Origin of the sequence: Parabacteroides sp. An277, assembly GCF_002159645.1 — a bacterium.
In the GTDB taxonomy this organism is placed as follows: domain Bacteria; phylum Bacteroidota; class Bacteroidia; order Bacteroidales; family Tannerellaceae; genus Parabacteroides.
Window position 1 is genome coordinate 76,941 of record NZ_NFJB01000006.1, and the last position, 25,975, is coordinate 102,915.

Sequence of the window (25,975 nt, forward strand, 5' to 3'; positions counted from 1 at the left end):
GAAACCTTTTCGTTTCTGCCTGGAAACGGAAACGAGGCAGGCGGAATTGAAATTCTTGGAATAATTAGGAAGAGAAAGAGACGATAAATCAAAAAGAATCATTACCTTTGTACCCGAAATTAAAAGAAGTTCCTTCAAAACAATGATCAACAGAGTTTTAATCCGAATTAAGGTGTTGCAAATCGTTTATTCGTATTATCGGAACGAAACGCACGATTTGAAACTTGCTGAAAAAGAATTGATGTTCAGCCTCCAGAAATCTTACAATTTGTATTTTTATTTACTCCTTCTTATGGTGGAAGTGACGCGTTTGCACCGTCGCAATTTGGATATCCGGAAACATAAATATGTACCAGGAGAAGAGGATTTGAATCCGAATACTCGTTTGATAGACAATCGGTTCGTGGCTCAGTTGGAAATCAACGAAGCATTGCGGAAAATGATAGACGCGGAAGGTATTTCGTGGGCGAACGACGAAGATTTCATTAAAGATGTGTTGGATAGCATCTTGGTTTCCGATATTTATGCCGATTATTTAAAGAATCCGGAAGATAATTACGAGACAGATCGCGAATTTTGGCGCCAAGTATTCAAGAGGTTGATTTGCAATAGCCAAGATGTAGAAGAATATCTTGAAAATAAGAGTATTTATTGGAACGATGACGTGGCGATTATCGAAACGTTCGCGCTCAAGACTATCAAACGCTTTGAAGAGGCGAAAGGAAGTAAACAGCCTTTGCTTCCGATGTTTAAAGACGAAGAAGACAAATTGTTTGCGACGAAACTTTTGCATCAAGCGCTCTTGCGAGGTATAGAGTTCCGCAATATTATAGACAAACACATGACGAATTGGGAAGCCGAGCGCATAGCTACTATGGACATGCATATCATGCAGATTGCCTTGGCCGAGTTACTTACATTCCCGACCATCCCGACCAGTGTCACGCTCAACGAATACATCGATTTGGCGAAATATTACAGTACGCCTCGGAGCGGGCATTTCATCAACGGGATTCTGGATTCAATTGTCAAAGAATTAAAAAGTAACCAGCTTTTGCTGAAAGATTAAATATTATCCTTACATTTGCGTCGTCGGGGAGGAAAAAACCGATGGAAAGCAAATAAATTATATATAATAAATGAATATGGTGAATTTAAGTATTTTATTGCAGGCTGCTGCCGGAGGTGACTCTTGGTCGGGCATTATTATGATGGTAGTCATTATCGCCATCTTTTATTTCTTTATGATTCGTCCGCAACAAAAGCGGCAGAAAGAGATTCAAAAGGCACGCGAGGCCCTCAAGGTGGGCGACAAAGTCATTACGGCTGGTGGTATTTATGGGAAGATTCGCGAGATTGGCGATGTTTATATGACCATTGAAATCGCTAACGGAGTGAATATCCAAGTAGATAAGTCTTCTATTTACGCTTCTTCGGAAGATGCCAAACAGAAGTAAATAACCCCGTAAAACGAAAGAATGATGTCACGGCTGAATGGACTTGTACGGACATTCCAGTCTACGGTGACAGGCATGAAGGCTTTTTTGCATCGCCAGCGGTGGAAAGAAGCCTTGATTTTTTTCTGCTTCGTGCTCCTTTCGTTCGGCTTCTGGCTCCTTCAGAGTCTGCAACAAGAATATGAAACAGAGTTGTCTATCCCGCTCAGATACGAGAATGTCCCAGCAAATATCGCGCTGGCACCCAGCGTTGCAAAACAGGTGCGTATCCATGTCAAAGACAAAGGCAGCGCGCTCTTGAACTACACGCTCGGACAAAAGTTTCGCTCGATTACACTTGATGTGCAGAAGCTCCGCAAGGATGAAATGCGTTACATCGTGAGCCGAAGTATGCTTCAAGACGAGATTTCGAAGCAACTCCTGGCTTCGACTACACTTACTCTTTTTGAGCCGCAAGCCCTTTCGCTGCCTTTCGATGAACAAAAGAGCAAAGAAGTTCCGGTTGTGTTTAATGGTTCTATCGAGACGGAGGGCGGTTTTTTGGTTTCGGGCGATATCTTAATTTCGCCTTCGATGGTGACGATTTATGGGAGCGCGTCGTTGTTGGATTCTATCCAAGAAGTGCGAACCGAATTTTTGAAAATTGAGAAAGGGAAGAAGACCTTGGTGAAGAATGCCTCTTTGGAAGCCATAGAAGGCGTGGCCTTTCATACGGAAGGTGTCTCTGTTACGATTCCGATTGAAGAATATACAGAGAAAACACTGACGATTCCCGTCCGATTTGTGCAAGTTCCTCCGCAATATACGATTCGTTCCTTCCCGCAAGAGGTGGAAGTGTCGTGCAATATCCCGGTCTCCAAATTTAAAATGTTGACTGAAGAACTGTTGGTTATCGAGATTCCGTTCCGGCAATTGGAAGAGAATGTATCCGGTTCGCTTGCTATCGACTTGTCTTCGCGCCCGGAATGGCTTAAGACGTATCGCATAGACCCGAACAAAATAGAGTTCCTATTGGAACAAAACGCCCGCATTCCATGATACGTATCGGCATTACAGGCGGCATAGGAAGTGGAAAGTCGGTAGTAGCACGTCTTCTTACGCTCTTTGGTGTCCCGGTTTATATTGCGGATGAAGAGAGTAAACGACTGACGAATACTTCGCCCCTTATCCGCGAAGGTTTGTGTACTCTCTTTGGTCCTTCTATTTATACGGAAGAGGGATTAGATAAATCTCGGCTTGCGGCGGCGATATTCTCCGACCGGGAGAATCTAGGCCGGGTGAATCGTCTCATTCATCCAGTAGTACATCAGGATTTCGAAGCTTGGTGCTGTCGGCAATCGTCGTCTTGCTGTGCCCTTGAGTCGGCTATTCTCTTCGAATCCGGTTTCGACCGCGTGGTGGATGTCCGCCTCATGGTTTATGCTCCGCTCGATGTTCGCCTTCGTCGGGCGATGTTGCGCGATCAAGTCTCGCGCGAAGCGCTGCTCCGCCGCATTCAAAACCAGATGCCCGACGAGGAGAAACGTCGTTTGGCTGATTATGTCATCATCAACGACGGTCATGCAGCATTGCTTCCGCAAGTAGAGCAATTTCTTCAAATGTTCTTTTCGACTTGAAAAAAGCTTTGTGATATCCGATTAGCTGTTGAGGAAGACGGAATTTTTGTAAAAACCGTACTTTTCTGATAGGGTGTTTCTTTTATTCCATGGCTCCTTGTTTGGGTTTATTCACTTTTCTTTGTCTCGATTCTTTATTCCTCTCGCTTTTTTTCATACCTTTGCGCCCGCATTCGTTTTATTCATTTAAAAGAAAAGATTATTATGTTGAAAGCAATTTTGGCTATATCGGGGCGTCCGGGTTTGTTCCGGTTGTTTTCCCATGGAAAGAACATGCTAATTGTAGAATCGTTGGCTACGCACAAAAAAGTGCCGGCATATGCGCAAGACAAGGTGATTTCGCTGGGTGATATCTCTATCTATACGAACGAAGGAGAGACCCCGTTGTATGAAGTGTTAACGAGCATCCAAACGAAGGAGAACGGGGCTAAGGCTTCTATCCCGACTTCGGCAAAACCGGATGAACTCCGGGCTTACATGGCTGAGGTGCTTCCGGATTTCGACCGCGAACGTGTGCATCCGAGTGATATCAAGAAGATTATCATGTGGTATAATCAGTTGCTCGAAGCAGGCATTACGAATTTTAGACCGGTGGAAGAGACTGCTGAGGCGCCAGCGGAAAACAACGAGGCGACTCCGGCTGAGGCCTAAGTAATTAGCAAGGGAATTTTGAAAGCAGAGACTCAAAGACGCAGCTTTAGTATATCGGGCTGTCTCTTGGGTCTCTGCTTTTTGGTTTCCAGCTATGAACGGAAAGCAGCGTAGAGCTGGAAGATAGCAGCTATCGTGAGGAAGACGACCCAATCGTTTCCACCGCGAAACATCAGGCCCGACGAGATGATCATCAGTAAAGCGGCTATACGTTGGAAGCGGAGCATTCGTCGCGCATGTAGGTCTTTGTTATCAGCTTGGGCCGTGAGTTGACAAACGGCGTAACTGGCAGTTCCGACAGCAAATAGATAGGGTGCGATTTCATATCCTACAAACCAGAGTACTGCGCCCAATAGGATACCGATGGCTCCGATGCCAAATAATAAGTTCCGTATTGTCTGTTTCATTTAGTCTTCCTTTATAATATAGACATCTTCGTTTTCGCGCTTCATGAAATATTCTTCGCGGGCAAAACGTTCCAAACCCTCTTTATCGGTGCGCAGTTCGTCCAGCTTTTTCCGATTTGTTTCTATTTCGTCGCGATAAAACTTAATTTCTTTTTCTAAATTGCGGATACGCTCGTCGTACATATAGCGTTTGTATAAGTTACTATCGCTATCGAGGCACATCAAGAGAAAAACGCCTAACGTGACCAGCACATATTTGTTAATCCATGCCAAGTATTTCGTATAAAAACGTTTCAACCAATCCATATCTTTTTGTTCTTTCTCTGCAAAGGTACGTTTTTAATTGGGAATGGACTTATTTTGTGTAGGAAATTTATCGAATTGGAAACCTCGTAAGAACAAGAGTAGCAAAAATCTTTCTGTTTTTATCAGGAATTGATTTTTGCAACTTTCATGAAAAAAGAGGTTTTTTACAACCTATTCTTATTCATTCAACAGCGGTGAATGACAGGAATTATCGTTATAAAGTAGGGAGATGTGAGGCTTAGATGAGAAGGTTTGTTCGTGATGGAAGATGTGTGCATGTATAAAAAACGGAGACACGAAGCGAGAGATTGCTTCTCTTTCCGTGTCTCCGAAAATATGTAATTAAGTCTATCTATCCATTAGAAGAGACTCCAGCTGACAGTCAGTCCGGCCATGACAATAGCTACCATACTCATTAGCTTGACAAGGATATTGAGGCTCGGTCCGGACGTATCTTTGAACGGGTCGCCCACGGTATCGCCCACAACAGTCGCCTTGTGAACTTCGCTTCCTTTGCCGCCGAAGTTTCCTTCTTCCACGAACTTCTTAGCATTATCCCAGGCACCACCCGCATTGGCCATGAAGATAGCCAAAACAAAGCCTGATGAAAGACCGCCAATCAACAAGCCAATCACACCCGGAACGCCGAAGAAGACGCCCGTAAGCACTGGCGCTAAGATGGCCAGTAGGGATGGAAACACCATTTCGCGTTGCGCTCCTTTGGTTGATATTTGCACGCAGCGCGCATAATCCGGTTCGGCTTTTCCTTCGAGGATACCTTTTATCTCGCGGAATTGGCGGCGTACCTCTTCGACCATGTGTGAGGCGGCACGTCCGACGGCATTCATTGTCAAACCGCAGAAAAGGAAGGCCATCATGCTGCCGATGAAGATGCCGGAAAGGACTTTTGGATTCATCAGCGTCACGTCGTAATAGAGCATAAAGTCAGTAAATGAAGCATCGTGTAACTCGACGTTCATCCCGTTCGGGAGTTCCAATACAGTGGTACCCAAGCGTTGTAGCCCGATGCGTATTTCTTCAATGTAGGAAGCTAAGAGGGAAAGTCCTGTGAGGGCAGCTGAACCGATGGCGAATCCTTTGCCTGTCGCTGCGGTTGTGTTGCCCAACGAATCCAATGCGTCGGTTCGTTTGCGTACTTCAGCACCAAGTCCGCTCATTTCGGCATTTCCACCTGCATTATCGGCAATGGGTCCGTAAGCGTCAGTGGCCAAGGTAATTCCTAAGGTCGAAAGCATTCCGACGGCGGCGATGCCAATTCCATATAATCCCATATTGATATTGGCGAAATCAAATCCGGCAGCAAACCAATAGGAGAGGATGACACCTACGACGACGGCAATTACTGGAATCGTGGTTGAAATCATGCCCAGTCCGATACCTGAGATAATTACCGTAGCCGGTCCAGTCTTCCCGCTTTCCGAAAGGCGTTGCGTTGGCCGGTAGGATTGAGAAGTGTAGTATTCCGTTGAACGGCCTATGACGATACCCACCAGCAACCCGACGACGACGGAACAAGCTATCCACATCCAGTTGTCCAGACCAAGTGCCCAAAGGATACCAAACGTAGCGAAGACAATCAAGACGGAACTGAGGTTCGTCCCGATGGCCAGCGAGTTCAATAACTCTTTCATGCCCGCATTTTCATTTGTCTTGACCGAAAAGATGCCAATGATAGACAAAAGAATGCCCACGGCAGCAATCAGCATCGGCGCAATGACAGCTTTGAATTGCATGTCGATATTGCCTGTTCCGATAAACGCTGCTGCGCCTAAAGCCGACGTAGCTAAGATGGAACCACAATAAGACTCGTACAAGTCGGCGCCCATGCCGGCGACGTCGCCTACGTTGTCGCCCACATTATCGGCAATGGTGGCAGGATTACGCGGGTCGTCTTCCGGGATACCGGCTTCCACTTTCCCCACCAAATCGGCGCCTACGTCGGCGGCCTTGGTGTAAATTCCGCCCCCGACACGTGCAAAGAGTGCTTGGGTGGAGGCGCCCATGCCGAACGTCAGCATCGTTGTGGTAATGACGCAAAGCTTGGCCGTCGGATTCAGGGCATCTTCAGGAATGCAATATTCCAAGAGCAAATACCAAAAAGAGATGTCGAGGAGTCCTAATCCAACGACAACAAGTCCCATTACCGCGCCGCTACGGAAAGCGATGCGCAATCCTTTGTTGAGTGATGTTCGGGTGGCGTTGGCTGTCCGGGCAGAGGCGTATGTGGCCGTCTTCATGCCCAGAAAACCGGAAAGGCCGGAAAAGAAACCGCCCGTCAGGAAAGCTACCGGCACCCAATGGTTTTGTAGATTAAATCCGTACGCCATGATGGAAAAAAAGATAACCAGCCCCAAAAACACCATCCCGACGACGGTATACTGTTGTTTGAGGTAAGACATCGCGCCTTTGCGCACATGCAATGCAATTTTTGCCATTTGAGGCGTACCTTCGCTTTCGCGCATCATTTGCTTGTAAAAGAACCAAGCGAGTACCAACGCCAAAAGTGACGACGCAGGTACGATCCAGAATAGAGAAGAATTCATGATATTATTTGTTTTAAATGTTCGCGGCCTAAAGGTAATATCTTTTTTTGGATTGGAAAAAAGCTTTTCCCTCAAAAAATCTTATTGGGTTCCGATTATTATGGCTTTTGTATCCAAAATTATTCTTTTTGATAGGAAATGACCCCTCTTCTGTTCTAAATTATAAGTTTTATTTTCTACTTTTGCCTCCGTAAATGTATGTCGTTATTATTATAAATGTAGAAGATGAAAAAGTGGATTGTAGCCAGCTTTTGGGGAAGTCTGGCGTGTCTGACGGCGTGTCAAACGCCGTCGCTCAATTTACCGGCCTCCGCGTCGGATAGTGACTTGTGTTTTGAATCGTTGCCGGCCTCGTGGGATGAGGCGCTTCCTTTGGGGAATGCGACGGTGGGTGCGCTCGTTTGGCAACGCGATTCGGTGCTTCGATTTTCGCTCGACCGAGTCGATTTATGGGATTTGCGGCCTACCGACAGCCTCTCCGGGCCGAATTACTCTTTTCGCTGGGTGCAGGAGCAGGTCCGAAAGAAAGATTATCTTCCGGTACAGAAAAAGTTCGACCATCCTTACGATAAGCTTCCGGCGCCTTCGAAGATCCCTGGAGCGGCGATAGAATTTCCGATTAATCTGGGAAAAGTGGTTTCCTCGCGCCTTTATTTGAACGAGGCATTGGCGGAGGTCGAGTGGGAGAGCGGAACTCGTTTGCGGACTTTCGTCCACGCCAGCGAACCTATCGGATGGTTTGTATTCGAGAATTGGCCCGATTCCGTCTCACCTACGGTCTTGGCGCCTTCGTATGGGCGTCCGACGAAGCTAATCGCCGGTTCGCAGTCTTTCTCCGACCTCGCCCGTTTAGGATACGAGCAAGGGACATTGGAAGAGGGCCCGAACGAGGTACATTTCCATCAGCGCGGTTGGGGCGATTTCAGCTATGATGTTTCCGTCCGTTGGGAACGGGTGGGGGGCTCTTTATATGGCGTTTGGGGTATTTCCTCTTCGCTTTCCCAGGAACAGGCCGAAAAAGAGACGAACGAGGCGCTCCAGCGCGGCGTCTTGGCCGATTTTCGTTCGCACGATGCCTGGTGGGATGCTTTCTGGGCAAAATCCAGTATTTGCATTCCCGATACGGTTTTACAACGCCAATATGACCGCGAGATATATAAATTTGGCTCCGTCGCCCGCGAAAATGGTTATCCCATTTCGCTCCAGGCGGTTTGGACCGCAGACAACGGTACGCTTCCTCCCTGGAAGGGCGACTATCACCACGACTTAAATACGGAGTTGAGCTATTGGCCCGCCTACACTGGAAATCATTTGCAGGAAGCGATGGGGTATCTGAACACGCTATGGAATCAGCGCGACGTCTTCCGGGAATTTACTAAGACCTATTTTGGTACGCAGGGTTTGAATGTGCCGGGAGTGACCACATTAACGGGTGAGCCGATGGGCGGATGGGTCCAATATTCGCTCTCGCCGACCATAGGCGCGTGGTTGGCCCACCACTTCTTCCTGCAATGGAAATACGATCAGAATCCGGATTTCCTGCGCGAAAAGGCGTATCCTTTCTTGAAGGAGGTCGCTGTCCATCTCGAACAGCTTTCGTCGGTCGACGCGAAGGGTCGGCGCACGCTGCCACTCAGTTCCAGTCCGGAAATATTCGACAACTCTATCCAAGCATGGTTTACGGAGATGACCAACTTCGACCGCGCCCTCATGCACGCTTGTTTCCGCGAGGCGAGCGAGATGGCGGACTCTTTAAAGCTTTCCGACGAGGCCGCACACTGGCGCGAACTCGACAAACAGGTGCCGGACTTCGACACGGACTCCGACGGTGCCCTGACCTTTGCACCGGGTTTTCCGTACAATGCTTCGCATAGACATTTCTCGCATGCGGTCGCTTTCCATCCTTTCGGACTCCTCGACGTCTCGCAGGGCGAGAAAGAGCGCCAGATTATCCTCAAAACGTTGGAAAAGATTAAGCAGATGGGTCCGGACTGGTGGTGCGGCTATTCTTACGCTTGGTATGGCAACATGCTGGCACGCGTAGGAGACGGCGCCTCAGCGGCGGACGCGCTTCGTACCTTTGCCTCCTGTTTCTGTTTGCCGAACTCGTTTCATGCGAACGGAGACCAAAGCGGCACCGGAAAATCCCAATTTACGTACCGCCCCTTCACGTTGGAAGGAAACTTTGCCTTCGCCGCTGGCGTGCAGGAAATGTTGCTTCAGAGTCATACGGGGATTATCCGAATTTTTCCGGCTATCCCCGACGCATGGCAAGACGTATCGTTCCACCAGTTGCGCGCACAGGGAGCGTTCCTGGTCTCTGCCTCGCAGAAGTCAGGGCATTGGCAAAAGGTCGAGATTTATCCCGAACGGGGTGGTTTGCTTCGCTTGGATCTGGGCGAACATAAAATAGCCTCTATCCATGGCGCCGAGGGCTCCAACGTCACGCCAGACGGTATTCTCGAAGTGCAGACCCATCCGAATCAGCCTATCATGATTCAATTTAATTAATATTCCATCCGCCTTATCCGAAAATTCCTTTTCGGAAGGGCGGAGGCCTCGGACAAGCCTCAAAAAAGTGCAAGGCTTCGTCCGAGGCCTTTTTTTTACACTCGCCAAAAGCAAGGGAAAATCCGACGCGTCGGACGAAACAATGCAAAAAGCATGGATTCATCCGACGCATTTGCTTTTTTTAAGTAAATAACAAGAACTATTTCGACGCATCGGATGTTATCTTTGCAAATAAACAGGCTAAAAAGTAAGTAAATGGAAGAGATTAAGGTTCGATTTGGATTTTCGAGGGCCCAGCATTTAGACCATTTTTCTATACACGAAATGCTGCTCTCTATTTTTACGCCGGAATGGCTAATGCTATTCGACATACCTCAGCTCATAAAGCCTTATCAAACTTTATGTATGCAGGAGCAGGCGTTGATTTTCCGGCGGCGCGATTATGATGAGACGCCTACGCTGGCAAGACTACGTACAGAGTGTAATAACAATTTCCGCTACATCTTGCAAATCGTGCGGGCGCAGCTGCATAATCCGGCCGATGACATAAAAATAGCGGCTAATCGGCTATTTTATCTAGTTAGGCCCTTCAAAAATATGCCTCGTGTTAATAACGCCGAGGCTATGGCAGGCTATTCGAAGTTTCTGCTATTGATGAAGGACCCGGAACAATTCGAATACGTCAAGCAGCTCGACTTGGAGCTTACGCTGGAGAATTTGGCCTTTTTGGTGGAAGAATTCCAGCGCGTCTCCAGCCAAAAAGCGATGGCGGCCTACGATAGGCGCACGGGAAACCTCCGAAAGGTCCGTCGGCAAGTAGATGCAGCTTTTCGCGAGCTGGCCACGGTAATTAACGCGCTCTACTGCGTCAACCATTATATCGAGCGAAATGCAGAGAAGGAAAAGGCCCTGGCGGAGGTCATTAACCAAGTAAATGCCGTACTGCGGGATGCTTCGAAGACATTAGTCCGCAAGGGACTTGCCTACGTCCCCGTCTCCCAGCGAAAAGAAAAAACCGATTCAGCCGAGTCCGAATCTTAAAAAACAGTATCTTTGTGGGCAGAGCGCAGGTCGCTTACCCTACCAAAAAGTATATAAACTAAAAAAAAGAAAGGAGTTTACCATGAAACAATGGGTATGTTATTGGAGTCTGCTGGCGCTGCTTATTTTAGGAAGTTGCCGCCACGAAACACGCCTCGTTTATAATCCTTACGTGGATGCATTCACGTCGGGGACCGTCTCTCGCTTCGCCAAGCCTACGGTGGTTTTGACGGATGATTTGTCGAAGGATAGTATCATAAATTGGGAAAGCGCCCTGCAACTCCGTCCCCAAACGGAAGGAAAATGGACGTTCGACGGCCACCGCACCTTCCAATTTCAAGCAAACGAAACGCTGAAGCGGGATACGCACTATCAAATCACGATAGACCTTGGCCGACTCCTCCCTGAAGCCCAAAAGCCCTACGAGCACTTCGCCTGTGAGTTTCGCACCGCCCCGCTTCATTTTCGGGCCGATTGGGAGGGTCTGGACATAAACGCTACGAATCCTGCGCTTTACGACGCCATCTGCGCTATCTATACAGCCGATAAGGAATCGCCCGAGCTCGTGGAAAAGCTCATTGGCGCTTCCGAGGAGGGGACGATGTCCTGGCAACATGCCGCAGACGGGAAACGGCACGTCCTGACCCTCGGCGGACTTCCCGCAGGCAAAAGAGACATCGCCGTGCGCGTGTTGCCCAGCAAAGAACCTGTTTCCGAAGCGCAGTTGCTGGAATTTAGTCTGCCTGCCGAAAATAGCTTCGACATCTACCAAGTCCGATACGTCCGCGAGCCCGAGCGATACGTCGAGGCCACTTTCACCCAACTTTTAGACGAATCCCAAGAGCTGAAGGGTCTGGCGACACTGCAAAACGTGCAGGCCACCGTCGAGGTCATCGGCAATAAGCTCCGACTCTATCCGGGCGAGTACGAGGGCGCGATGCAGCTCGCGCTGAAAGCAGGGATTCGGAGCCGGTCGGGACAAACCCTTTCCGCCGATAAAGACTATAGCCTGGAGGTAAACGAAGGCCTCCCGGCAGTGCGCTTCATTAACGACGGCGTGATTCTGCCCGAAATGGACGAATTGCGTGTGCCGTTCCAGGCGATAGGGCTGCGCGGCGTGATTGTGCGCGTCCTGAAAATTAGCGAGCAAAATATCGGTTCGTTCCTTCAGACGAACCAACTGGACGGGACAGGCGAGCTGATGCGCGTCGGCCGACTCCTCGCCCGCGACGTTATTTTCTTCGACGCCCAGGCCTACGACTTGACACGTTGGAATACCTTTGCGCTTGATTTGAATAAGCTTATTACGCGCGAACCCGGCGCGATTTACCGCGTCATCCTCTCTTTCGATCCCGATCTTTCTCTTTTCACCGAGCAAGGGGCCCGGAAAAGCGAAAAAGAGATTATCGCCGACAACCAAGCCGAATTTGAAGCCGAATTACAAGAATTTGACAAGGGCTGGTGGTTTTATCAGGAAGGAAATGAGTTGGATTGGTCGTCGTACCGGTATCAAGAGAGAAACGACCCTTCTAAGCTTTCCTACTACTTCAACAAATCGGTCGGAAAGAATTTGCTGGCGACGGACATCGGATTAATCGCCATGGCAGGTCAAAACGGCGAGATGGAGGTACTGACGAGGCATTTAGTCACGACCGAGCCAATAAAAGGGGTCCGCATACAGGCCTACGACTTTCAACAAAAGCTCCTGGCCGAGACCGAGACCAATCGCGACGGGCGGACCACGATAGACCTCCGCGCGACCGGCCGCAAACCGTTTTACCTTTTAGCCACCCTCGGCAAACAGCGTGCGTACTTGCGGGTCGACGACGGGTCCTCGCTCACCCTCAGCAGCTTTGATGTAGATGGGGAGGTGGTTCAGAAAGGTCTAAAAGGCTTTATTTATGGCGAACGAGGCATCTGGCGACCCGGCGACACGCTCCACCTCTCGTTCATGCTCTACGACCGCGACAAAAATCTTCCGGCAGTTCATCCGGTGAAGCTCTTTGTCTACAACCCGTTAGGGCAGTTGTACGAGCAGCAGACGACGACACGAGGCATTCGCGGCCTTTACGGATTCTCCGTCCCAACGGAAACGAACGTTCCGACGGGAGCCTGGCGCGCGCGCATCGAAATAGGCGGTTCTGCCTTCGAAAAACGGTTCCGCTTAGAGAGTATCAAGCCCAATCGATTGAAAATTGCCTTGAAAACGCCCAAAATGATTGTACGGGACGAGCGGATGCATCTGCCGTTGCACGTAGAGTGGTTGCAAGGCGCCCGAGCCCAAAACCTAAAGTACGACGTCAAAGGGACCTTTGTGGAGACCCCGACCGAGTTCAAAGGCTACGAAAGCTATGCGTTCGACAATCCAGCGCAGTCATTTGCCGCGGAAGAGAGCCAACTAATCACCGGAAAAACCGATGCAGCAGGAAATGCCTCGGTGGAGGCCCGGTTGCAGGTCGGAAACCGTGCGCCGGGTATGTTGCTGGGTAGTCTGACAACAAAAGTCTATGAACCCTCCGGAGATTTCAGTATCGATGCCGTCCGCTTGCTTTATTCGCCGTACGAGCGCTACGTCGGTATCCGCGCGCCTCAACGGGAAGGGAAACCCCTTCCGACGGACCAAAAAGTGATGTTCGACCTTGTTTCCGTCGATTACCAAGGGAAAAAAGTCCCCAACATGCCCATCGAGGTCGACATCTATAAAATGGATTGGTATTGGTGGTGGAGTGGGGATGCGAACGACCTGGCACGCTATGTTTCGAACAGCTACAACCGCCCCCTACAGCATGTAACGCTTCGGACGAATGCCGAGGGCGAGGCGCAGTTCCCTTTCGAAGTTTCCCGTGAGAATTGGGGTATGTACTTGCTATTAGCCAAGGATACGAACGGCGGCCACACGACCGGTCTCAAAACCTATTTTGATTGGCCAGAGATGGAGGGGCGAAGAGATTTAACCGGTGGAGAGAACGCTTCCCTCCTCCGCTTTGCCACCGACAAGTCCTCCTACACGCCCGGGGAGGAAATCCACGTCACGATTCCTTCGAGCGCTGGGAGCCGGGCGATTGTAAGCATACAAACCGGTACGAAGGTCGTCTCCGTCCAAGACTATGTCTGCGAAGCCGGCGAGACCTCGATTTCGATCCCCGTCACGGCCGAAATGGAGCCAAACGCTTATCTGTTCATCTCCCTACTCCAAAAACGAGATTCGGCGACGAACCAGGTCGATGTCCCTATCCGCATGTATGGCGTGGTTCCATTTGAGGTCTCTTCGGAGGCAAGCAAGCTTTTTCCCCAGATAAAAGCCCCCGACGAATGGAAACCGGAAAGCACGTGCCAGGTGGAGGTCTCCGAAAAGAGCGGAAGGGAAATGGCCTATACGCTGGCTGTCGTCGATGAGGGATTACTCGATTTGACGCATTTCGAGACCCCGGACCCGTGGAAAAACTTCCATGCGCGTGAGGCGCTGGGGGTGCATACGTGGGATTTCTATAATTACATCGTCGGAGTCTACGGCGGACGCATCGAACAATTATTTAGCATCGGAGGGGACGCCGCCTTGAACAAAGGACCTAAAGCCATCGTGAATCGCTTTACGCCGATCGTAAAATACATGGGTCCTTTCGAACTGAAGCGCGGCGAACGAAAAAAACATGTATTTGACATGCCCAACTACAACGGACGAGTGCGAATCATGGTCGTGGCCACAGACGGGGGCTCGTTCGGTCACGCAGAGAAGAGTTTGAAAGTGCGGAAGCCGGTGATGCTCTTAGGAACCCTTCCGCGCGTCGTCGGAGCCGGCGAAGAAGTGGAAATAACCGCTACGGTGTTCGCCACGGAGGCGAACGTGGGCGATGTGCAAGTTTCGGTTCAGACGTCCCCGGATTTCACCATAATAGGTCCTGCTGCCCAGCAACTGGCCTTCGACGAAGCCGAAGACCAAAGCGTGCGCTTCCGCTTGCGGGCGGACGAGTTCCCGAACAGCGGTTGGATTACGCTGAAGGCGACGGGAAAGGGAGAAACCTCGACCTATACCGCCCGACTGCCTATCCGTTCCCTTACGACGCTCCAGAAACAATCATATGCCACGACGCTGAAGCCCGGAGCTAATTGGACACAGCCGCTGACGGCGAAAGGACTAAAAGGCACGAATAGCCTCAGCCTGGAAGTTTCCGGGATGAAACCGTTGAATCTCGCTGCGCGGTTGGCGGAGCTGAGGGATTATCCGCATAGTTGCCTCGAACAAGCCATCTCCCGTGCTTTCCCTTTGCTTTTCCTGTCGGAATTGGTAGAGCGGACGCCCCAAGAGATGCAAGCGGACGAAAAAAGGGTCGAAGAGGTCATCCAACGATTACGGAGCTATCAAACGGCCTCGGGCGCCTTCGCTTATTGGCAAGGGCAAACCTCGACCCATACGTACGGGACAATTTACGCGCTTCACTTCCTCACCGAGGCCGCCGCACAGGGATATGCCCTTCCGGAGACGATGCAAGCCTCGGCCTTGGCGGATGTCCGTCGGACCGCTGCGAGCTGGAAACTTCCGACGCAACCCGCCTTGCAAGAAGACGAAAGATACCTGCAGGCCTACCGCCTGTATGTATTGGCCTTGGCCGGACAGGCGGATATCGGCGCGATGAATCGATTGAAAGCGATGAGCCTGACGCTCTCCGACCGATGGATGTTGGCGTTAGCTTACGCCCAAATCGGACGCCCCGACGTCGCATCCAGCTTGTGGAAAGAGACGGACGAAGTGAAAACTTCCAATACTCCTCAGAGAAGTGCCTTTGCCTCCTCCTTAAGAGATGATGCCGTTCGTCTACAGCTCCTCTGTCAGCTAAAACAAGGAGAGGACGCGATGCCGTTAGCCGAAAAGATAACCAATCGTTTGTCCTCGGATGATTGGCTAAGTACGCACGAAACCTCCTTTGCGTTGATGGCGATGGCTGCTTATTATGCCGCTTATCCTGTCGCGGAAGGCGATATGCGCTTTTCTTATCAATGTCGGGAAATGAGCGAGCAAGTCTCTACGCCTAAGCATATTTGGCAGGCGGATTTGCTCGATGCCGCAGACCCCTTTTCTACTCAGTTGACATTGAAGAACGAGAGCTCCACGACACTCTTTGTCCAGCTTTTGCAGACGGGTGAAGTGGCGCAGGATGAAGTAGAGGCACATGTCGGACGTATACCGCTCACGGTACAATATCAAACGTGGGAAGGTATGCCGCTGGATGTCGCGTCCTTAGCACAAGGAACGAATTTCTCTGCGTATGTCACGATACAGAATCCAACAGGGAATCCGCTTACCTATTTAGCCCTTTCGCAGATAATTCCTTCTGGATGGGAGGTATTGAATACCCGTTTCCTTCCGGGAGCACAGGCTTCGGCCTCGATAGTGAGCTATCAAGATGTGCGCGATGACCGTGTGTTGAGTTATATCGACCTGTTGCCGGCGGGCGGACGGGTGACGGTTCGGATAGACCTATGTGCTACTTATGCCGGACGTTTCTATCTTCCGCCTATCGTATGCGAGGGAATGTACGACCACACGTTGCAATCGAACACAGCGGGTCGTTGGATTGAAGTAAAATAACCTCGTGCTACGCCGGGTGCATCAATCTTTTTCGTATCTTTGCCCCGCGAAAAAGATACGAATGAAAGATACGAGGCAAGTCGTCCGTTTTGTGTTAGTGGGTACGCTCAATGCCCTCATCACCGCCTTTGTCGTTTGGGTGTTGATGGGGGTATTGCTGTGTAACTATTTATGGTCGAACGTAGCGGCTTACCTTATAGCCCAGCTTAATAATTTTTTTTGGAGTAAATTTTGGGTATTTAGTTCGGGGCGTGGCGATTATCTTCGCCAGTTTTTACTCTTTGCCTGCGCTTTCGCTTGTGCTTATGGCGCACAGTTCTTTTGCCTTTTGCTCATGGTCGAACTTTTGGGATGGAATGAATATTTCGCGCAATTCTTGGGTTTGTTCGTCTATGGTGCGGTCAATTTTCTCATGAACAAACGAGTTACTTTCCGGAAATAACGAGAATCGTATGTGAACATAACGAGAATCGTTTGCAAATATAACGATAATCGCACGCAACTATAACGATGGTTCGTTTGTTTTATCATTGTAATTGAAATCATAGAAAGAATATGAAGGTAAAGATGTTTTTAGGGATGATAGCTATATGGGCTATCTTACCATTAAGTGACGGAAAGGCTTGCACCGGTATTACGTTACATGCGCAAGACGGGGCAACGGTAGTGGCTCGGACCATTGAATGGGGCGGTAGTGAATTGAATAGCCAATATGTGGTAGTACCACGAGGATATGCGCAACAATCGTATGTGCCAGGTGGTGAAATGCACGGGATGAAATGGAAAGCCACGTATGGCTATGTTGGTTTCTCGGTGGAGCAGAAGGAGTTTGTGGCCGAGGGCTTGAACGAAGCTGGGTTGTCGGCTGGGTTATTTTATTTTCCTAATTATGGGGAATATGAAACCTATGCGGAGGAAAACAAGGAAACGAGTGTGGCCGATTTGCAACTTGTTTCGTGGATATTAAGCCGTTTCCGGACGGTAGATGAAGTGAAAGCAGCCCTTGCTGAGGTACATGTAATAGGCATTGACCCGCGAGCTTCGACGGTTCATTGGCGAATTGCGGATGCCTCCGGCCGGCAGGTCGTGTTGGAAATAGTAGGAGGAAAACCGCATTTCTTCGAGAACGAATTAGGGGTGCTGACTAATTCGCCCGGGTTTGAATGGCAGATGCTAAATCTGAATAATTATGTCAATCTTTATGCCGGGCCGGCTTCTGCGCAGGAATTGGCGAATGGCGTGAAGTTGAGTAGTTTCGGAGCAGGAAGTGGTATGTTGGGTGTGCCGGGTGATGTCACACCTCCTTCCCGTTTTGTGCGGGCCGCTTTTTATCAATCGACGGCACCTGAGCAACCCACCGCCGAACGTTGCGTCCTTCAAGGCTTCCAAATCTTGAACAACTTCGATATCCCTGTGGGCATTGAATTTGCGAATCGAAAGGTGCCGGCGGATATTCCCAGCGCGACGCAATGGACTTCGGCCACCGATTTGGCGAACCTCCGTATTTTTTATCGTACGATGTACAATAGTGCTATTCGATGCATCGACTTAAAGGCGATAGATTTCGGACAGGTATCTTACCGCGCCTTGCCTTTGGATGAAGTAAAGGAACAACCCATAGTGGAAGTAAAAGTCGCGAATTAATGGGTCGGGGAATCTGAAAAAATTTTCCAGCTTCGCCATACTGTTGGGAAGCTGGAAAAATGTTTTTCAAAGTTCGCAAAAAGTATAATATGTGTTTTTAGAGAGGATGTTATTTCTTTAATCGGCAAGAAACGTATACTAAATATACGAGACCGATAAGCAGCAGGGCAAGTGCGGCAACTTGTCCAAAAGAGTCAGCTATAATGCCCATCAATGGAAGGATTAAAGCCGCTCCGGCAATGCCCATGACCAAGAGTGCAGATATCTCGTTCGAGCGTTCCGGCAAATGGCTTAAAGCTGCAGCAAAAAGAATCGAAAATACGTTGGCACACGCTAATCCTACGATTACAATCATTGCTGATAGGAACCCAAGTGAGTCTGCCACAAGCATTCCTGCAAATGCGACAATCGCTAAAAGCATGCTGTAGATAAGGAAGCGACGCGAAGCAATTCGGGCCAAAAGGAACGCGCCCGCGAAAGAACCTATAGTTCGAGCCGAGAAATAAAGACTTGAACCTAATCCTGCCTCTGCCAGCGAGAGCCCTAATTTTTCCATCAAAAGTTTGGGAATGGTGGTGTTTAATCCTACATCAATGCCTACTATCACCAAAATGCCTAAGAAAAGCATGCCTATATAGGAATCTTTAAAAAGCGCGCAGGCTGTACCGAATGTGGCCTTTATGTCTGTAGCTACTTTTTGTTCACGTACGCTTATGAGGAGCCATGCTGCCGAGAGCAGCGTAGTGATAGCGTAAATGAGGAAAATTCCTTTCCAATCTCCGGCGAAAGAGGCACAAGCGCCAGCAATGAGCGGTCCTAAAAAGGAGGAGATAGCTTTCAGAAATTGTCCTAATGTCAATACACTGGCTGTTTTATCATTCGATACGACTGCTGCCACCATGGGGTTTAAGGATACTTGCAACATTGTATTCCCAATTCCCAAGAGCGCGAAAGCAAATAGTACGCTGGTAAATTGGTAAAACAATAGCGGAATGCACATGGCGGCAAATGTAACGACCAAGGAAAGAACGACAGTGTTTCGTCTTCCTACGCGTGCCATCAAGAGTCCGGTTGGAATAGAAAAGATGGCAAACCAGAGAAAAACCATCATCGGCAATAGGTTGGCCAACGTATCGGAAAGGCCGAAGTCTGATTTAACGTAGCTGGTCGCAATGCCTACGACATCTACGAAACCCATAACCAGAAATCCAAATAGAATGGGCAGGATGGTGCCTATAGTATGTTTTGCTTGCATAGTCTGCCTCCTTTCATTCAGTCATTTGTACTTCCAATGTGCCTCCTTGGGCTACCGCTTCAAATGGAATGTGGACACCATCGATGGGCTGTCCATTCAGCCTGTAGCTTCGTGCATAGGCGTTCGGGTTGTTGCCTTTCGCGCCGGTTGTCTGTATCACGAACTCTTTTCCAGGATAGTACTTCGGGTTTAACTTTATCGTTACTTTATCGAAGAGCGGTGCTCCTAACGAGAAGGTCGGTGTTGTATCGGCTAATCCTTTTACATCAAACAGTCCCATCGACGAGAGTACATACCAGGCTCCCAACTGGCCTTGGTCTTCGTCTTGCCCATAACCATAGCCATGGATGCCTTCCGTGCCATAGAATTCGTTCAGGATAGCACGTACCCACTTTTGCGTAAGTTCAGGCTTCCCGGATTCATTGAATAGCCATGAAATATGCAAGCAGGGTTGGTTCCCCTGATTATAGACCGTTTGCAATCCGGCAAAGGCTCCAACTTCCGTACCTCCACTGAATATTTGTTTCTGCGATACCGTGAAGATACTATCAAGCCGCGCATTGAAGGTCTCTTTTCCTACCTTTCCTGCCAGTGCCTCCACGTCGTGCGGGACATAAAAAGTATATTGCCATGCATTACCCTCTTGGAATCCACGCCATACTTGCATCGGATCGAAGTTCTCGATGAATTTCCCGTCTGCTCTTTTCGGGCGGATAAAGTGAGTCGAAGGGTCGTAAAGTCGTTCCCATCCTTTCGATAAATAATCTAATTGGGTAAAATGAGCCGAATCACCCCGCTCTTTCGCCCATTGCGCGACAGCCCAGCTGCTAAACGAATACTCCAACGTGTGCGATGCGGAGAACATAAAAGCTTCATCAGGCCCATCGCCCGCGTCCTGGTGAGGTACGTAACCATACTCGACGAATTTGTCCGTGTCTACTTTGCCAGCGCCTAAGGGTCTGTTTACTCCGTCCAGTTCGTTTTTCAGGCAGGCTTCATAGGCTGTTTCCGTGTCGAAGTCAGCGATGCCGCATTGGTATGCTCCGGCAATGACCACCGGCAATAGATTGGTACCGACTCCCGAAACGTAACGGCTGTTCGCGATGCCGTCGGCCAGCCATCCCGCATCTTTATAGACCTGCAGATGGCTGCTGATGTAATCGGACAGATATTCAGGATAAGCGAGTGTCCATACCTGAGACAGGTTCCATTGGCCTCCCCAAATCGCGTCGGTGTTGTAAAGATTATAGGCCGGACTACCTTCCCGCATCGGAAGTTGCCCAATCGTACCGTCATGCTTGGGATACGCGCCGTTCGCGTCGCTGGCCAGTCCTCGTCCCAACAGCGCGTGGTAAAGTCCGGTATAGAATTTCACCTTGTCTTCACGCACGTCGGTTTCTACTCGGATGCGGCTGAGGTAATCTTCCCACGTCCGGGCAGAGGCGACTTGGGCCTCCTCAAATGTCAAGGCAGATGCCTCTGTTTCTAAATTGTATCGTGCATTTTCTACCGAAGTATACGAGAGTCCGACCTTAGCCGTGACAGTCAGCGGCTTCTCCGCTTCATAGGTGAGGTAAAGACCGGCCCCGATACCCTTTGCCTCTTTCACATTCGGTTCTTGTTGGTCTTGATGGAACGCACCAACCTGATCAGGTTGCTTATCCAACACAGCCGAGAAATAGAGCGGAACAGTCGCGCCAGGTTGGTATTTGGACACATACACTGGCTCGGTGACGACCCAACCTTCGATATGCCCATCTGCCGTTTGCTGGATGAATGCGTCGCGCACGGGACCGCTTTCTCCTTGCCGATTGCCGATGTCGAAGAGTATATGTGCCTCCTTACCGGCTGGAAACGAGAAACGTTGAAACGCCACGCGCTTCGTCGCCGTCAACTCTGCCTGAATATCATAATCTTTTAGTTGCACCGAATAATAACCGGGCTGCACGACTTCGTCCTCGTGGGCAAATGCCGACCGATAGCCCGTTCGCACACTGTCTGTGGGCATTCCCGGGACAGTAATCAACGTTCCGTTCGTTGGCATCAGCACAATGCCACCCACCTGAAATTCGTGCAGGCAGGGAAATCCTTCAATGCTCTTATCGCGATAGTCGTATCCCGTAGCCTCCCAGCCACCTTTGTTTCCCAAGCTACCGTTCGTAGAGGGACCTGGCTTAGCCAGACCAAAAGGAAGGGCGCCCGGCGCAAAATGGAACCAACGGCAATGCGCTGTTCCGATGCGCGGTTCAACATATTGGCTTAGATTCTCTTCCGTCTTTGGCGTCGGTTGAGGTGCGCAAGCCATACACGACCACAGCGCAAAAGCCAAAGCAGGTATTATTTTTTTCTTCTTCATTGTATATGTATAACTATTTCCTGTTTTAATTGCTAACGTCACGCTTGCTGCATGGAGCAAGCCTGAAAAATTTCTATCGTCATACTGTCAGATTTATCCTTTCCTTGCTTGTTTTCGAAGAAGAAACAACCGGATTTTTCTCTTCTATGCCTATTATAGGAGAAGAAATGGACACATTTTTATTTGCTATGCTTATTGACGAATAAATCGCAGCCCGTTTTTCTATATCTATGTTTACAAGACATAGAAAAAACGACAGCATGAACCTTTCCTTGTTTATTGGAAAGAACAAAACAATCTGCGTCCTCTTTTCCTATAAGGTAGGAAAACAAGCCTCTGTCTGTTTCATCCAAGCAATGCTAATTTCTTTTTAGCAAACCAATACGCGCCTAAGGAAATGGCACGGTTCGTACCCAGCTTCGTCACGGCAATAGCTGTTTTTGCCGAAGCTAAGAAGGAATCTTGCGGACGAAGGAATACTTTCCGCTCGACCTCATTATCCCAGTTGAATGCCGCTACTTGCAGACGAGGGAAACGGGTACCGTCGCGCATTTCGACCGAACTATTCAGTGTTTTCATCATTGCCGGAAAGATGTACTTCGCTGCGCCTGAAAGTCCACCTCCCACCACGGCCACGCCATCGACAAGCAACAGAGCCGAGAGCAACGCATGGCCTGCCACGGTACCTAATTCGGCAAAAGCCTCGCGTGCCGCCTGCGCATCCCCGTCGCGTGTTTCTTCGGCAATCTCGAAAATATCCTTGGGCGAGAGTGGGCGGTCATCTCCTGAGCGGTGCGCATAAGCAAACCGGACGCCCCGGATGCTGACGCTCTCTTCCGCAATTAGCGAAGGATAGAGCGGATTGTATTGGCACCACAGATAGCCTGCTACTTGATTGTCTCCCCGAAGCAGTTGCTCGTTCAGCACAATCCCGCCGCCGAAACCTGTACCAAACGTCATGCCTACGAGGTTCTGGTAACGCTTCGGGTTCCCGGCTACTTCCAATGCGTGGTTCAGTTCGGGCAACATTCCTGCCAACGCTTCCCCGTAGGCAAACAGGTTCCCATCGTTGTTAATGAAAACCGGAATGCGGAACCGTTCGCGTAGTAGCGGACCCAGAGGAACACCGTCGCGGAAAGCCGTAAGGTTCGGCAGATTACCCTGAATAATACCCGCCTCATAATCCGCAGGACCCGGAAAGGCGAAACTGATAGCTGCAGGTGCGACAGGGAGCTGGTCGCGCACCAAAGTAAATCCCTCGTATATGGATTGAAGGCAAGCCTCCAAGTTATCTTTCGCAGAAGGGAGCGTGATAGGCTTTACCACCTCCTCTCCTTCGCAGAGGGCAGAAAATACAAGGTTTGTACCTCCTGCATCCAATGTCATAATGATGGTATCTTTCATGACCGGAACCGAACGTATGCTTTAATTGTACCACAAGTCTTTCCCTCGGATGCGCCATAAGGGCGAATCGTATAAGTCCCAACGGCCGCCGGAATGATGAAAGTCTCGGCATAGTGCACGACAAATGGCTCGAATGCCCCCGTAGGACTTTCGATGATAGCCTCATCTCCTTCGACCAAGTTCAAAACATTAACCCCTCCATCCGTATGGTGCGTGACAGGCTTCGAGAACCAATGCCGCCGTGTTTCAATGAACTCGTTCTCGTGGAGTCCTGTACGTTCCTCGCGCCAACCGTCACCTTCAGCAATAGGTTCTATTTGATTCACGAGATGCTTCCGTACCCAATCCGTTTGACGTTCCCATTGGATGACATGTGACCCATGCCGAATATTTATCGGTCGAGGAAGTCCGTCGAGACCTAATCGTCCCCAATCGTAGAGCTTAAAGGTAAAGATACTTGGCGTGGCACTAATCTCCAGCACCATCGCGCCAGCTCCCGAACAATGAATCGTCCCGTTAGGGATGAGGAAGTGATCATGTTTCTGAGCCGGCCAGCGGTTTACGTAGCGTTCGGCATCAAACGAGCCCCCTGTCTCTTGCGCTTTGTTTAACGCGCCAATCATCTCTTCCGGTATCACGTCTGTTTTGAGCCCCAAGAAAACGGTAGCGCCAGGCTCGGCATCCAAAAGGTAATAACTTTCATCTTGCGTGTAATAGATGCCGAAGGTGTCGCGGATATATTGGGTAGTAGGATGCACTTGCAGACTCAAATTCCCGCCTCCCATGGTATCCAGAAAATCAAAGCGAATAGGGAAATCCTGTCCGAAACGAGATTCTACCGGTCCCCCCAACAGGGCGCGTGTTTCATAAAATACCAAGTTGTTTGACGGCATTTCAAACAAGGTGCCATTCACGTTGAAATAAAGGCTATTCTCTTCCGGGACGCAATCAAAACACCATCCGAAGTTCGGAGTCTCTTTATCTAGGCCGCACACTTGCTTCATCCATTGTCCGCCCCAAGGAGCCGGGTCGAAGAACGGAACCACCCGGAAAGGAGAATGGGCGGTTTTCCGTAATCCCTCGCGAAGCGTATCACCGCTTATCATTTTCGGTTGATGCGGGATATGGGTATCCAACCAATAATCAGCCCGAGGAAGTAATTGTTTCTTGAGGTTATCACATACAATCCAGTCTACAAAATAGCCGCGTTTGTATTGGTAAGAGGCACCTTCTGAGACATTCTCTACTCCCAGGCCGTTAATCTCGTGCCGGCGCGAACGAAGCTGGATTTCCCAACGCGCCATATCGATATAGACGATTAAATCCGCTTCCGGAGAAATCACCGCAGCTCCATGTCCATAAACGATACAGAAACCGGAAGCTGCTTCGATTTGCTGCCGTGCAGCCGCTACTCGTTCCTTATCCAAAAAATCTTCGTACGAGAAATGTGAACGGAACCCAAACAGGCGGTCGTCTGTTACATAAGGATAGGTCATCGCTTCGATAGCGTCCGTAGATTTGAAAAGCGATTGCGTATTTATCCAGCAGTCTGGCGCTAATTTTTGTAATTCCGGTTCAATTTCTTGATGATATACGCCTTGATAGCATTCTATTACAAGGATGAAACGATCTTTTTTCGTTGTCTTTTGCTGAGACAACACCGAACGAATTGCTTCCCACCCTTGCCATAATTCCGCATCCAGTCGAGTGGCTGGATACTTGTCATAATTCGAAGTTCTCATGTTTATTTTTCTTCTTGTTTGTTTGCCCAATCTGTTAACATCTCGATGGCTTTCGCCAATACGCCTGCCGACCCTTTAAAGTGACCGCTTCCACTGGGTACGCCGCCCATGCCATACCATTCGTAAAATCCTTGGTTCTGAATCACACGGTCAATCATAGGGCGAATTTCCGTGTAAGCTTCTTCTACCATCCCATGGGCAATGAGTTGTTGAATCATGCGTCCGCCGAACCAAGTCCAGTCGCCTCCATTCTGATACATGTAAGGTTTCGACATGCCGCCACGGAAGAGGCCTTCCGGATAAGTAGGATAGAGCGTGAGGCCAATACTGGGCATTCCTGAAAGGCGTACATTTTCTACCATTTGTTTATTGACAATTTCAATCTCTTCTTTCGATAACAGGCCTGCTTCGATGGCTATGGCTGTACCACCGTGATAATAGATTTGGTTTTCATCGAAACCCTCCGGAAGGGGTGATTTATCCAAGTAAATGTGCGGGATAAACTTCTGCCGTTCCTCGTCCCATAAATATTTGCGCACATTTTGTGCAATTTGTTCGTGCAAACCTTTCCATTTCGTGCGGAGTGCCTCATCTTCAGTCATCTCTTGTAGATAATCCAAGGCTATCAAGAACATCGCATTGTCATAGACGTCAATAGCCGGCGTTGAGAGTTCGTTCATATCGCAACCGAAATCATCGTGTGGTTGCACATCGCCCCAATCAGCCGTCATAGCACCATATAGAAGCCCATACTTCTCACTATAACGTTCGCGCATCAGATAATCTACCATATCGTCCATCCGTTCAAGAACCGTACGGCCTGCCACCTCTTCTTGAAGGATTGAGCGGTCACCTGTCTTACGGATGTATTTCCCCACGATTTGAATGAGCGAACTTTCTTGGTCTGTTTCTACGGTATTCTTAAAAGCCACATGTTCAGGAGCTGCGTCGGAGTAATACGGGACATTGTCGTTCCAAGTGAAGTCTGGTTTTAAGACGTAACCATCTATCATTTCATCATTGGGTTGTTGCAATGCGAAAAACAGAAGGATGGCATGGCGTAAGTATTGTGTATCATTTTCTTCACATGCCACTTCAATAAACGTATTCATGTCTCGTGCCCAAATCTGTGAATAGCCGCTTCCTGCGTTTAATCCTTGCCGGACAACCGCACGTGCCATGCTATCGACCTGATGCAAGGTGTTGTCTGCCAAAATCTGTTTAGCTAATTGTTGTTCGGGTGTCGGCGCACTACAGGAAAGTAGTAACGCTCCTAATGTACCTGCGATGAAATACTTGCTTTTCATGTTTTTTCTGTTTTAATTTATCGGATGCAAAGGTATAGCATCTATATTAAATGGAACTACATCTTTTTTTGATTTGCTTGTACTATCTTACGATTTGAATTATCTTTGTCCTCATATTGGAAGCAGG

The 25,975-nt window shown here is 49.3% G+C and carries 18 protein-coding genes; 10 read left to right on the top strand and 8 right to left on the bottom strand.

The window, feature by feature from the left end; genetic code table 11:
• The first annotated feature begins 142 nt into the window (after window positions 1–142).
• The 5 genes from nusB (at window position 143) to B5F77_RS03870 (ending at window position 3,724) form a co-directional block, all read left to right on the top strand.
• On the top strand, window positions 143–1,069 hold the full coding sequence (nusB, locus tag B5F77_RS03850) for a transcription antitermination factor NusB (RefSeq protein WP_087327892.1): 927 nt from the start codon (window positions 143–145) through the stop codon (window positions 1,067–1,069).
• Between the two features lie 70 nt (window positions 1,070–1,139).
• Window positions 1,140–1,457, top strand: coding sequence for a preprotein translocase subunit YajC (gene yajC, locus B5F77_RS03855; protein ID WP_204244945.1), 318 nt, complete (start codon window positions 1,140–1,142; stop codon window positions 1,455–1,457).
• Window positions 1,458–1,481: 24 nt separating this feature from the next.
• Window positions 1,482–2,495, top strand: coding sequence for a YbbR-like domain-containing protein (locus B5F77_RS03860; protein WP_162607947.1), 1,014 nt, complete (start codon window positions 1,482–1,484; stop codon window positions 2,493–2,495).
• Window positions 2,492–3,073, top strand: a complete 582-nt coding sequence (coaE, locus tag B5F77_RS03865) for a dephospho-CoA kinase (RefSeq protein WP_087327898.1) — start codon at window positions 2,492–2,494, stop codon at window positions 3,071–3,073. The genes B5F77_RS03860 and coaE overlap by 4 nt, the downstream gene beginning before the upstream one ends.
• A gap of 204 nt (window positions 3,074–3,277) precedes the next feature.
• Window positions 3,278–3,724: a DUF5606 domain-containing protein gene (locus B5F77_RS03870; protein ID WP_087327901.1), complete on the top strand. Its 447-nt coding sequence runs from the start codon at window positions 3,278–3,280 to the stop codon at window positions 3,722–3,724.
• Window positions 3,725–3,816: 92 nt separating this feature from the next.
• Here B5F77_RS03870 and B5F77_RS03875 read toward each other — a convergent pair whose 3' ends face one another.
• The 3 genes from B5F77_RS03875 to B5F77_RS03885 form a co-directional block, all read right to left on the bottom strand.
• A complete protein-coding gene (locus B5F77_RS03875; protein WP_087327904.1) occupies window positions 3,817–4,131 on the bottom strand; it encodes a hypothetical protein in 315 nt (104 codons plus the stop codon).
• On the bottom strand, window positions 4,132–4,437 hold the full coding sequence (locus B5F77_RS03880) for a septum formation initiator family protein (protein ID WP_087327907.1): 306 nt from the start codon (window positions 4,435–4,437) through the stop codon (window positions 4,132–4,134).
• A gap of 359 nt (window positions 4,438–4,796) precedes the next feature.
• Window positions 4,797–7,001: a sodium-translocating pyrophosphatase gene (locus B5F77_RS03885; protein WP_087327909.1), complete on the bottom strand. Its 2,205-nt coding sequence runs from the start codon at window positions 6,999–7,001 to the stop codon at window positions 4,797–4,799.
• 225 nt (window positions 7,002–7,226) lie between these two features.
• Between B5F77_RS03885 and B5F77_RS03890 the strand changes: the two genes are divergently transcribed.
• The 5 genes from B5F77_RS03890 (at window position 7,227) to B5F77_RS03910 (ending at window position 17,784) form a co-directional block, all read left to right on the top strand.
• Window positions 7,227–9,512, top strand: coding sequence for a glycoside hydrolase family 95-like protein (locus B5F77_RS03890; RefSeq protein ID WP_204244946.1), 2,286 nt, complete (start codon window positions 7,227–7,229; stop codon window positions 9,510–9,512).
• Between the two features lie 255 nt (window positions 9,513–9,767).
• Complete coding sequence (locus tag B5F77_RS03895; RefSeq protein ID WP_087327914.1) at window positions 9,768–10,553, top strand: DUF6261 family protein; 786 nt, start codon at window positions 9,768–9,770, stop codon at window positions 10,551–10,553.
• A gap of 82 nt (window positions 10,554–10,635) precedes the next feature.
• The gene (locus B5F77_RS03900) at window positions 10,636–16,140 is read left to right on the top strand and encodes an MG2 domain-containing protein (protein ID WP_087327917.1); all 5,505 of its coding nucleotides are present in this window, start codon (window positions 10,636–10,638) and stop codon (window positions 16,138–16,140) included.
• Between the two features lie 61 nt (window positions 16,141–16,201).
• Complete coding sequence (locus B5F77_RS03905; RefSeq protein ID WP_087327920.1) at window positions 16,202–16,582, top strand: GtrA family protein; 381 nt, start codon at window positions 16,202–16,204, stop codon at window positions 16,580–16,582.
• A gap of 113 nt (window positions 16,583–16,695) precedes the next feature.
• Entirely contained in the window at window positions 16,696–17,784 is a 1,089-nt protein-coding gene (locus tag B5F77_RS03910; RefSeq protein WP_087327923.1) for a choloylglycine hydrolase family protein, read from the top strand.
• A gap of 109 nt (window positions 17,785–17,893) precedes the next feature.
• On the opposite strand, the gene B5F77_RS03915 is transcribed toward B5F77_RS03910, so the two are convergent.
• The 5 genes from B5F77_RS03915 to B5F77_RS03935 all read right to left on the bottom strand — a co-directional run bounded on the left by B5F77_RS03915 (window position 17,894) and on the right by B5F77_RS03935 (window position 25,848).
• Window positions 17,894–19,039 (bottom strand): MFS transporter, encoded by a 1,146-nt coding sequence (locus tag B5F77_RS03915; RefSeq protein WP_204244947.1) that lies wholly within the window; start codon window positions 19,037–19,039, stop codon window positions 17,894–17,896.
• Between the two features lie 13 nt (window positions 19,040–19,052).
• Window positions 19,053–21,395, bottom strand: a complete 2,343-nt coding sequence (locus tag B5F77_RS03920; RefSeq protein ID WP_087328002.1) for a GH92 family glycosyl hydrolase — start codon at window positions 21,393–21,395, stop codon at window positions 19,053–19,055.
• A 345-nt stretch (window positions 21,396–21,740) separates the two neighbouring features.
• A complete protein-coding gene (locus tag B5F77_RS03925) occupies window positions 21,741–22,781 on the bottom strand; it encodes an ROK family protein (RefSeq protein ID WP_087328004.1) in 1,041 nt (346 codons plus the stop codon).
• A 14-nt stretch (window positions 22,782–22,795) separates the two neighbouring features.
• Window positions 22,796–24,541, bottom strand: coding sequence for a class I mannose-6-phosphate isomerase (locus B5F77_RS03930; protein ID WP_087327929.1), 1,746 nt, complete (start codon window positions 24,539–24,541; stop codon window positions 22,796–22,798).
• Between the two features lie 2 nt (window positions 24,542–24,543).
• The gene (locus B5F77_RS03935) at window positions 24,544–25,848 is read right to left on the bottom strand and encodes a hypothetical protein (RefSeq protein WP_087327932.1); all 1,305 of its coding nucleotides are present in this window, start codon (window positions 25,846–25,848) and stop codon (window positions 24,544–24,546) included.
• Window positions 25,849–25,975 lie beyond the last annotated feature (127 nt).

Coding starts and splice junctions, on each gene's coding strand:
- B5F77_RS03915 (WP_204244947.1), bottom strand. CDS start 19,039: ATGCAAGCAAAACATACTATAGGCACCATCCTGCCCATTCTATTTGGA.
- B5F77_RS03930 (WP_087327929.1), bottom strand. CDS start 24,541: ATGAGAACTTCGAATTATGACAAGTATCCAGCCACTCGACTGGATGCG.
- B5F77_RS03920 (WP_087328002.1), bottom strand. CDS start 21,395: ATGAAGAAGAAAAAAATAATACCTGCTTTGGCTTTTGCGCTGTGGTCG.
- coaE (WP_087327898.1), top strand. CDS start 2,492: ATGATACGTATCGGCATTACAGGCGGCATAGGAAGTGGAAAGTCGGTA.
- B5F77_RS03875 (WP_087327904.1), bottom strand. CDS start 4,131: ATGAAACAGACAATACGGAACTTATTATTTGGCATCGGAGCCATCGGT.
- B5F77_RS03885 (WP_087327909.1), bottom strand. CDS start 7,001: ATGAATTCTTCTCTATTCTGGATCGTACCTGCGTCGTCACTTTTGGCG.
- B5F77_RS03900 (WP_087327917.1), top strand. CDS start 10,636: ATGAAACAATGGGTATGTTATTGGAGTCTGCTGGCGCTGCTTATTTTA.
- B5F77_RS03935 (WP_087327932.1), bottom strand. CDS start 25,848: ATGAAAAGCAAGTATTTCATCGCAGGTACATTAGGAGCGTTACTACTT.
- B5F77_RS03870 (WP_087327901.1), top strand. CDS start 3,278: ATGTTGAAAGCAATTTTGGCTATATCGGGGCGTCCGGGTTTGTTCCGG.
- B5F77_RS03910 (WP_087327923.1), top strand. CDS start 16,696: ATGAAGGTAAAGATGTTTTTAGGGATGATAGCTATATGGGCTATCTTA.
- B5F77_RS03895 (WP_087327914.1), top strand. CDS start 9,768: ATGGAAGAGATTAAGGTTCGATTTGGATTTTCGAGGGCCCAGCATTTA.
- B5F77_RS03925 (WP_087328004.1), bottom strand. CDS start 22,781: ATGACATTGGATGCAGGAGGTACAAACCTTGTATTTTCTGCCCTCTGC.
- B5F77_RS03860 (WP_162607947.1), top strand. CDS start 1,482: ATGTCACGGCTGAATGGACTTGTACGGACATTCCAGTCTACGGTGACA.
- B5F77_RS03905 (WP_087327920.1), top strand. CDS start 16,202: ATGAAAGATACGAGGCAAGTCGTCCGTTTTGTGTTAGTGGGTACGCTC.
- B5F77_RS03890 (WP_204244946.1), top strand. CDS start 7,227: ATGAAAAAGTGGATTGTAGCCAGCTTTTGGGGAAGTCTGGCGTGTCTG.
- B5F77_RS03880 (WP_087327907.1), bottom strand. CDS start 4,437: ATGGATTGGTTGAAACGTTTTTATACGAAATACTTGGCATGGATTAAC.
- nusB (WP_087327892.1), top strand. CDS start 143: ATGATCAACAGAGTTTTAATCCGAATTAAGGTGTTGCAAATCGTTTAT.
- yajC (WP_204244945.1), top strand. CDS start 1,140: ATGAATATGGTGAATTTAAGTATTTTATTGCAGGCTGCTGCCGGAGGT.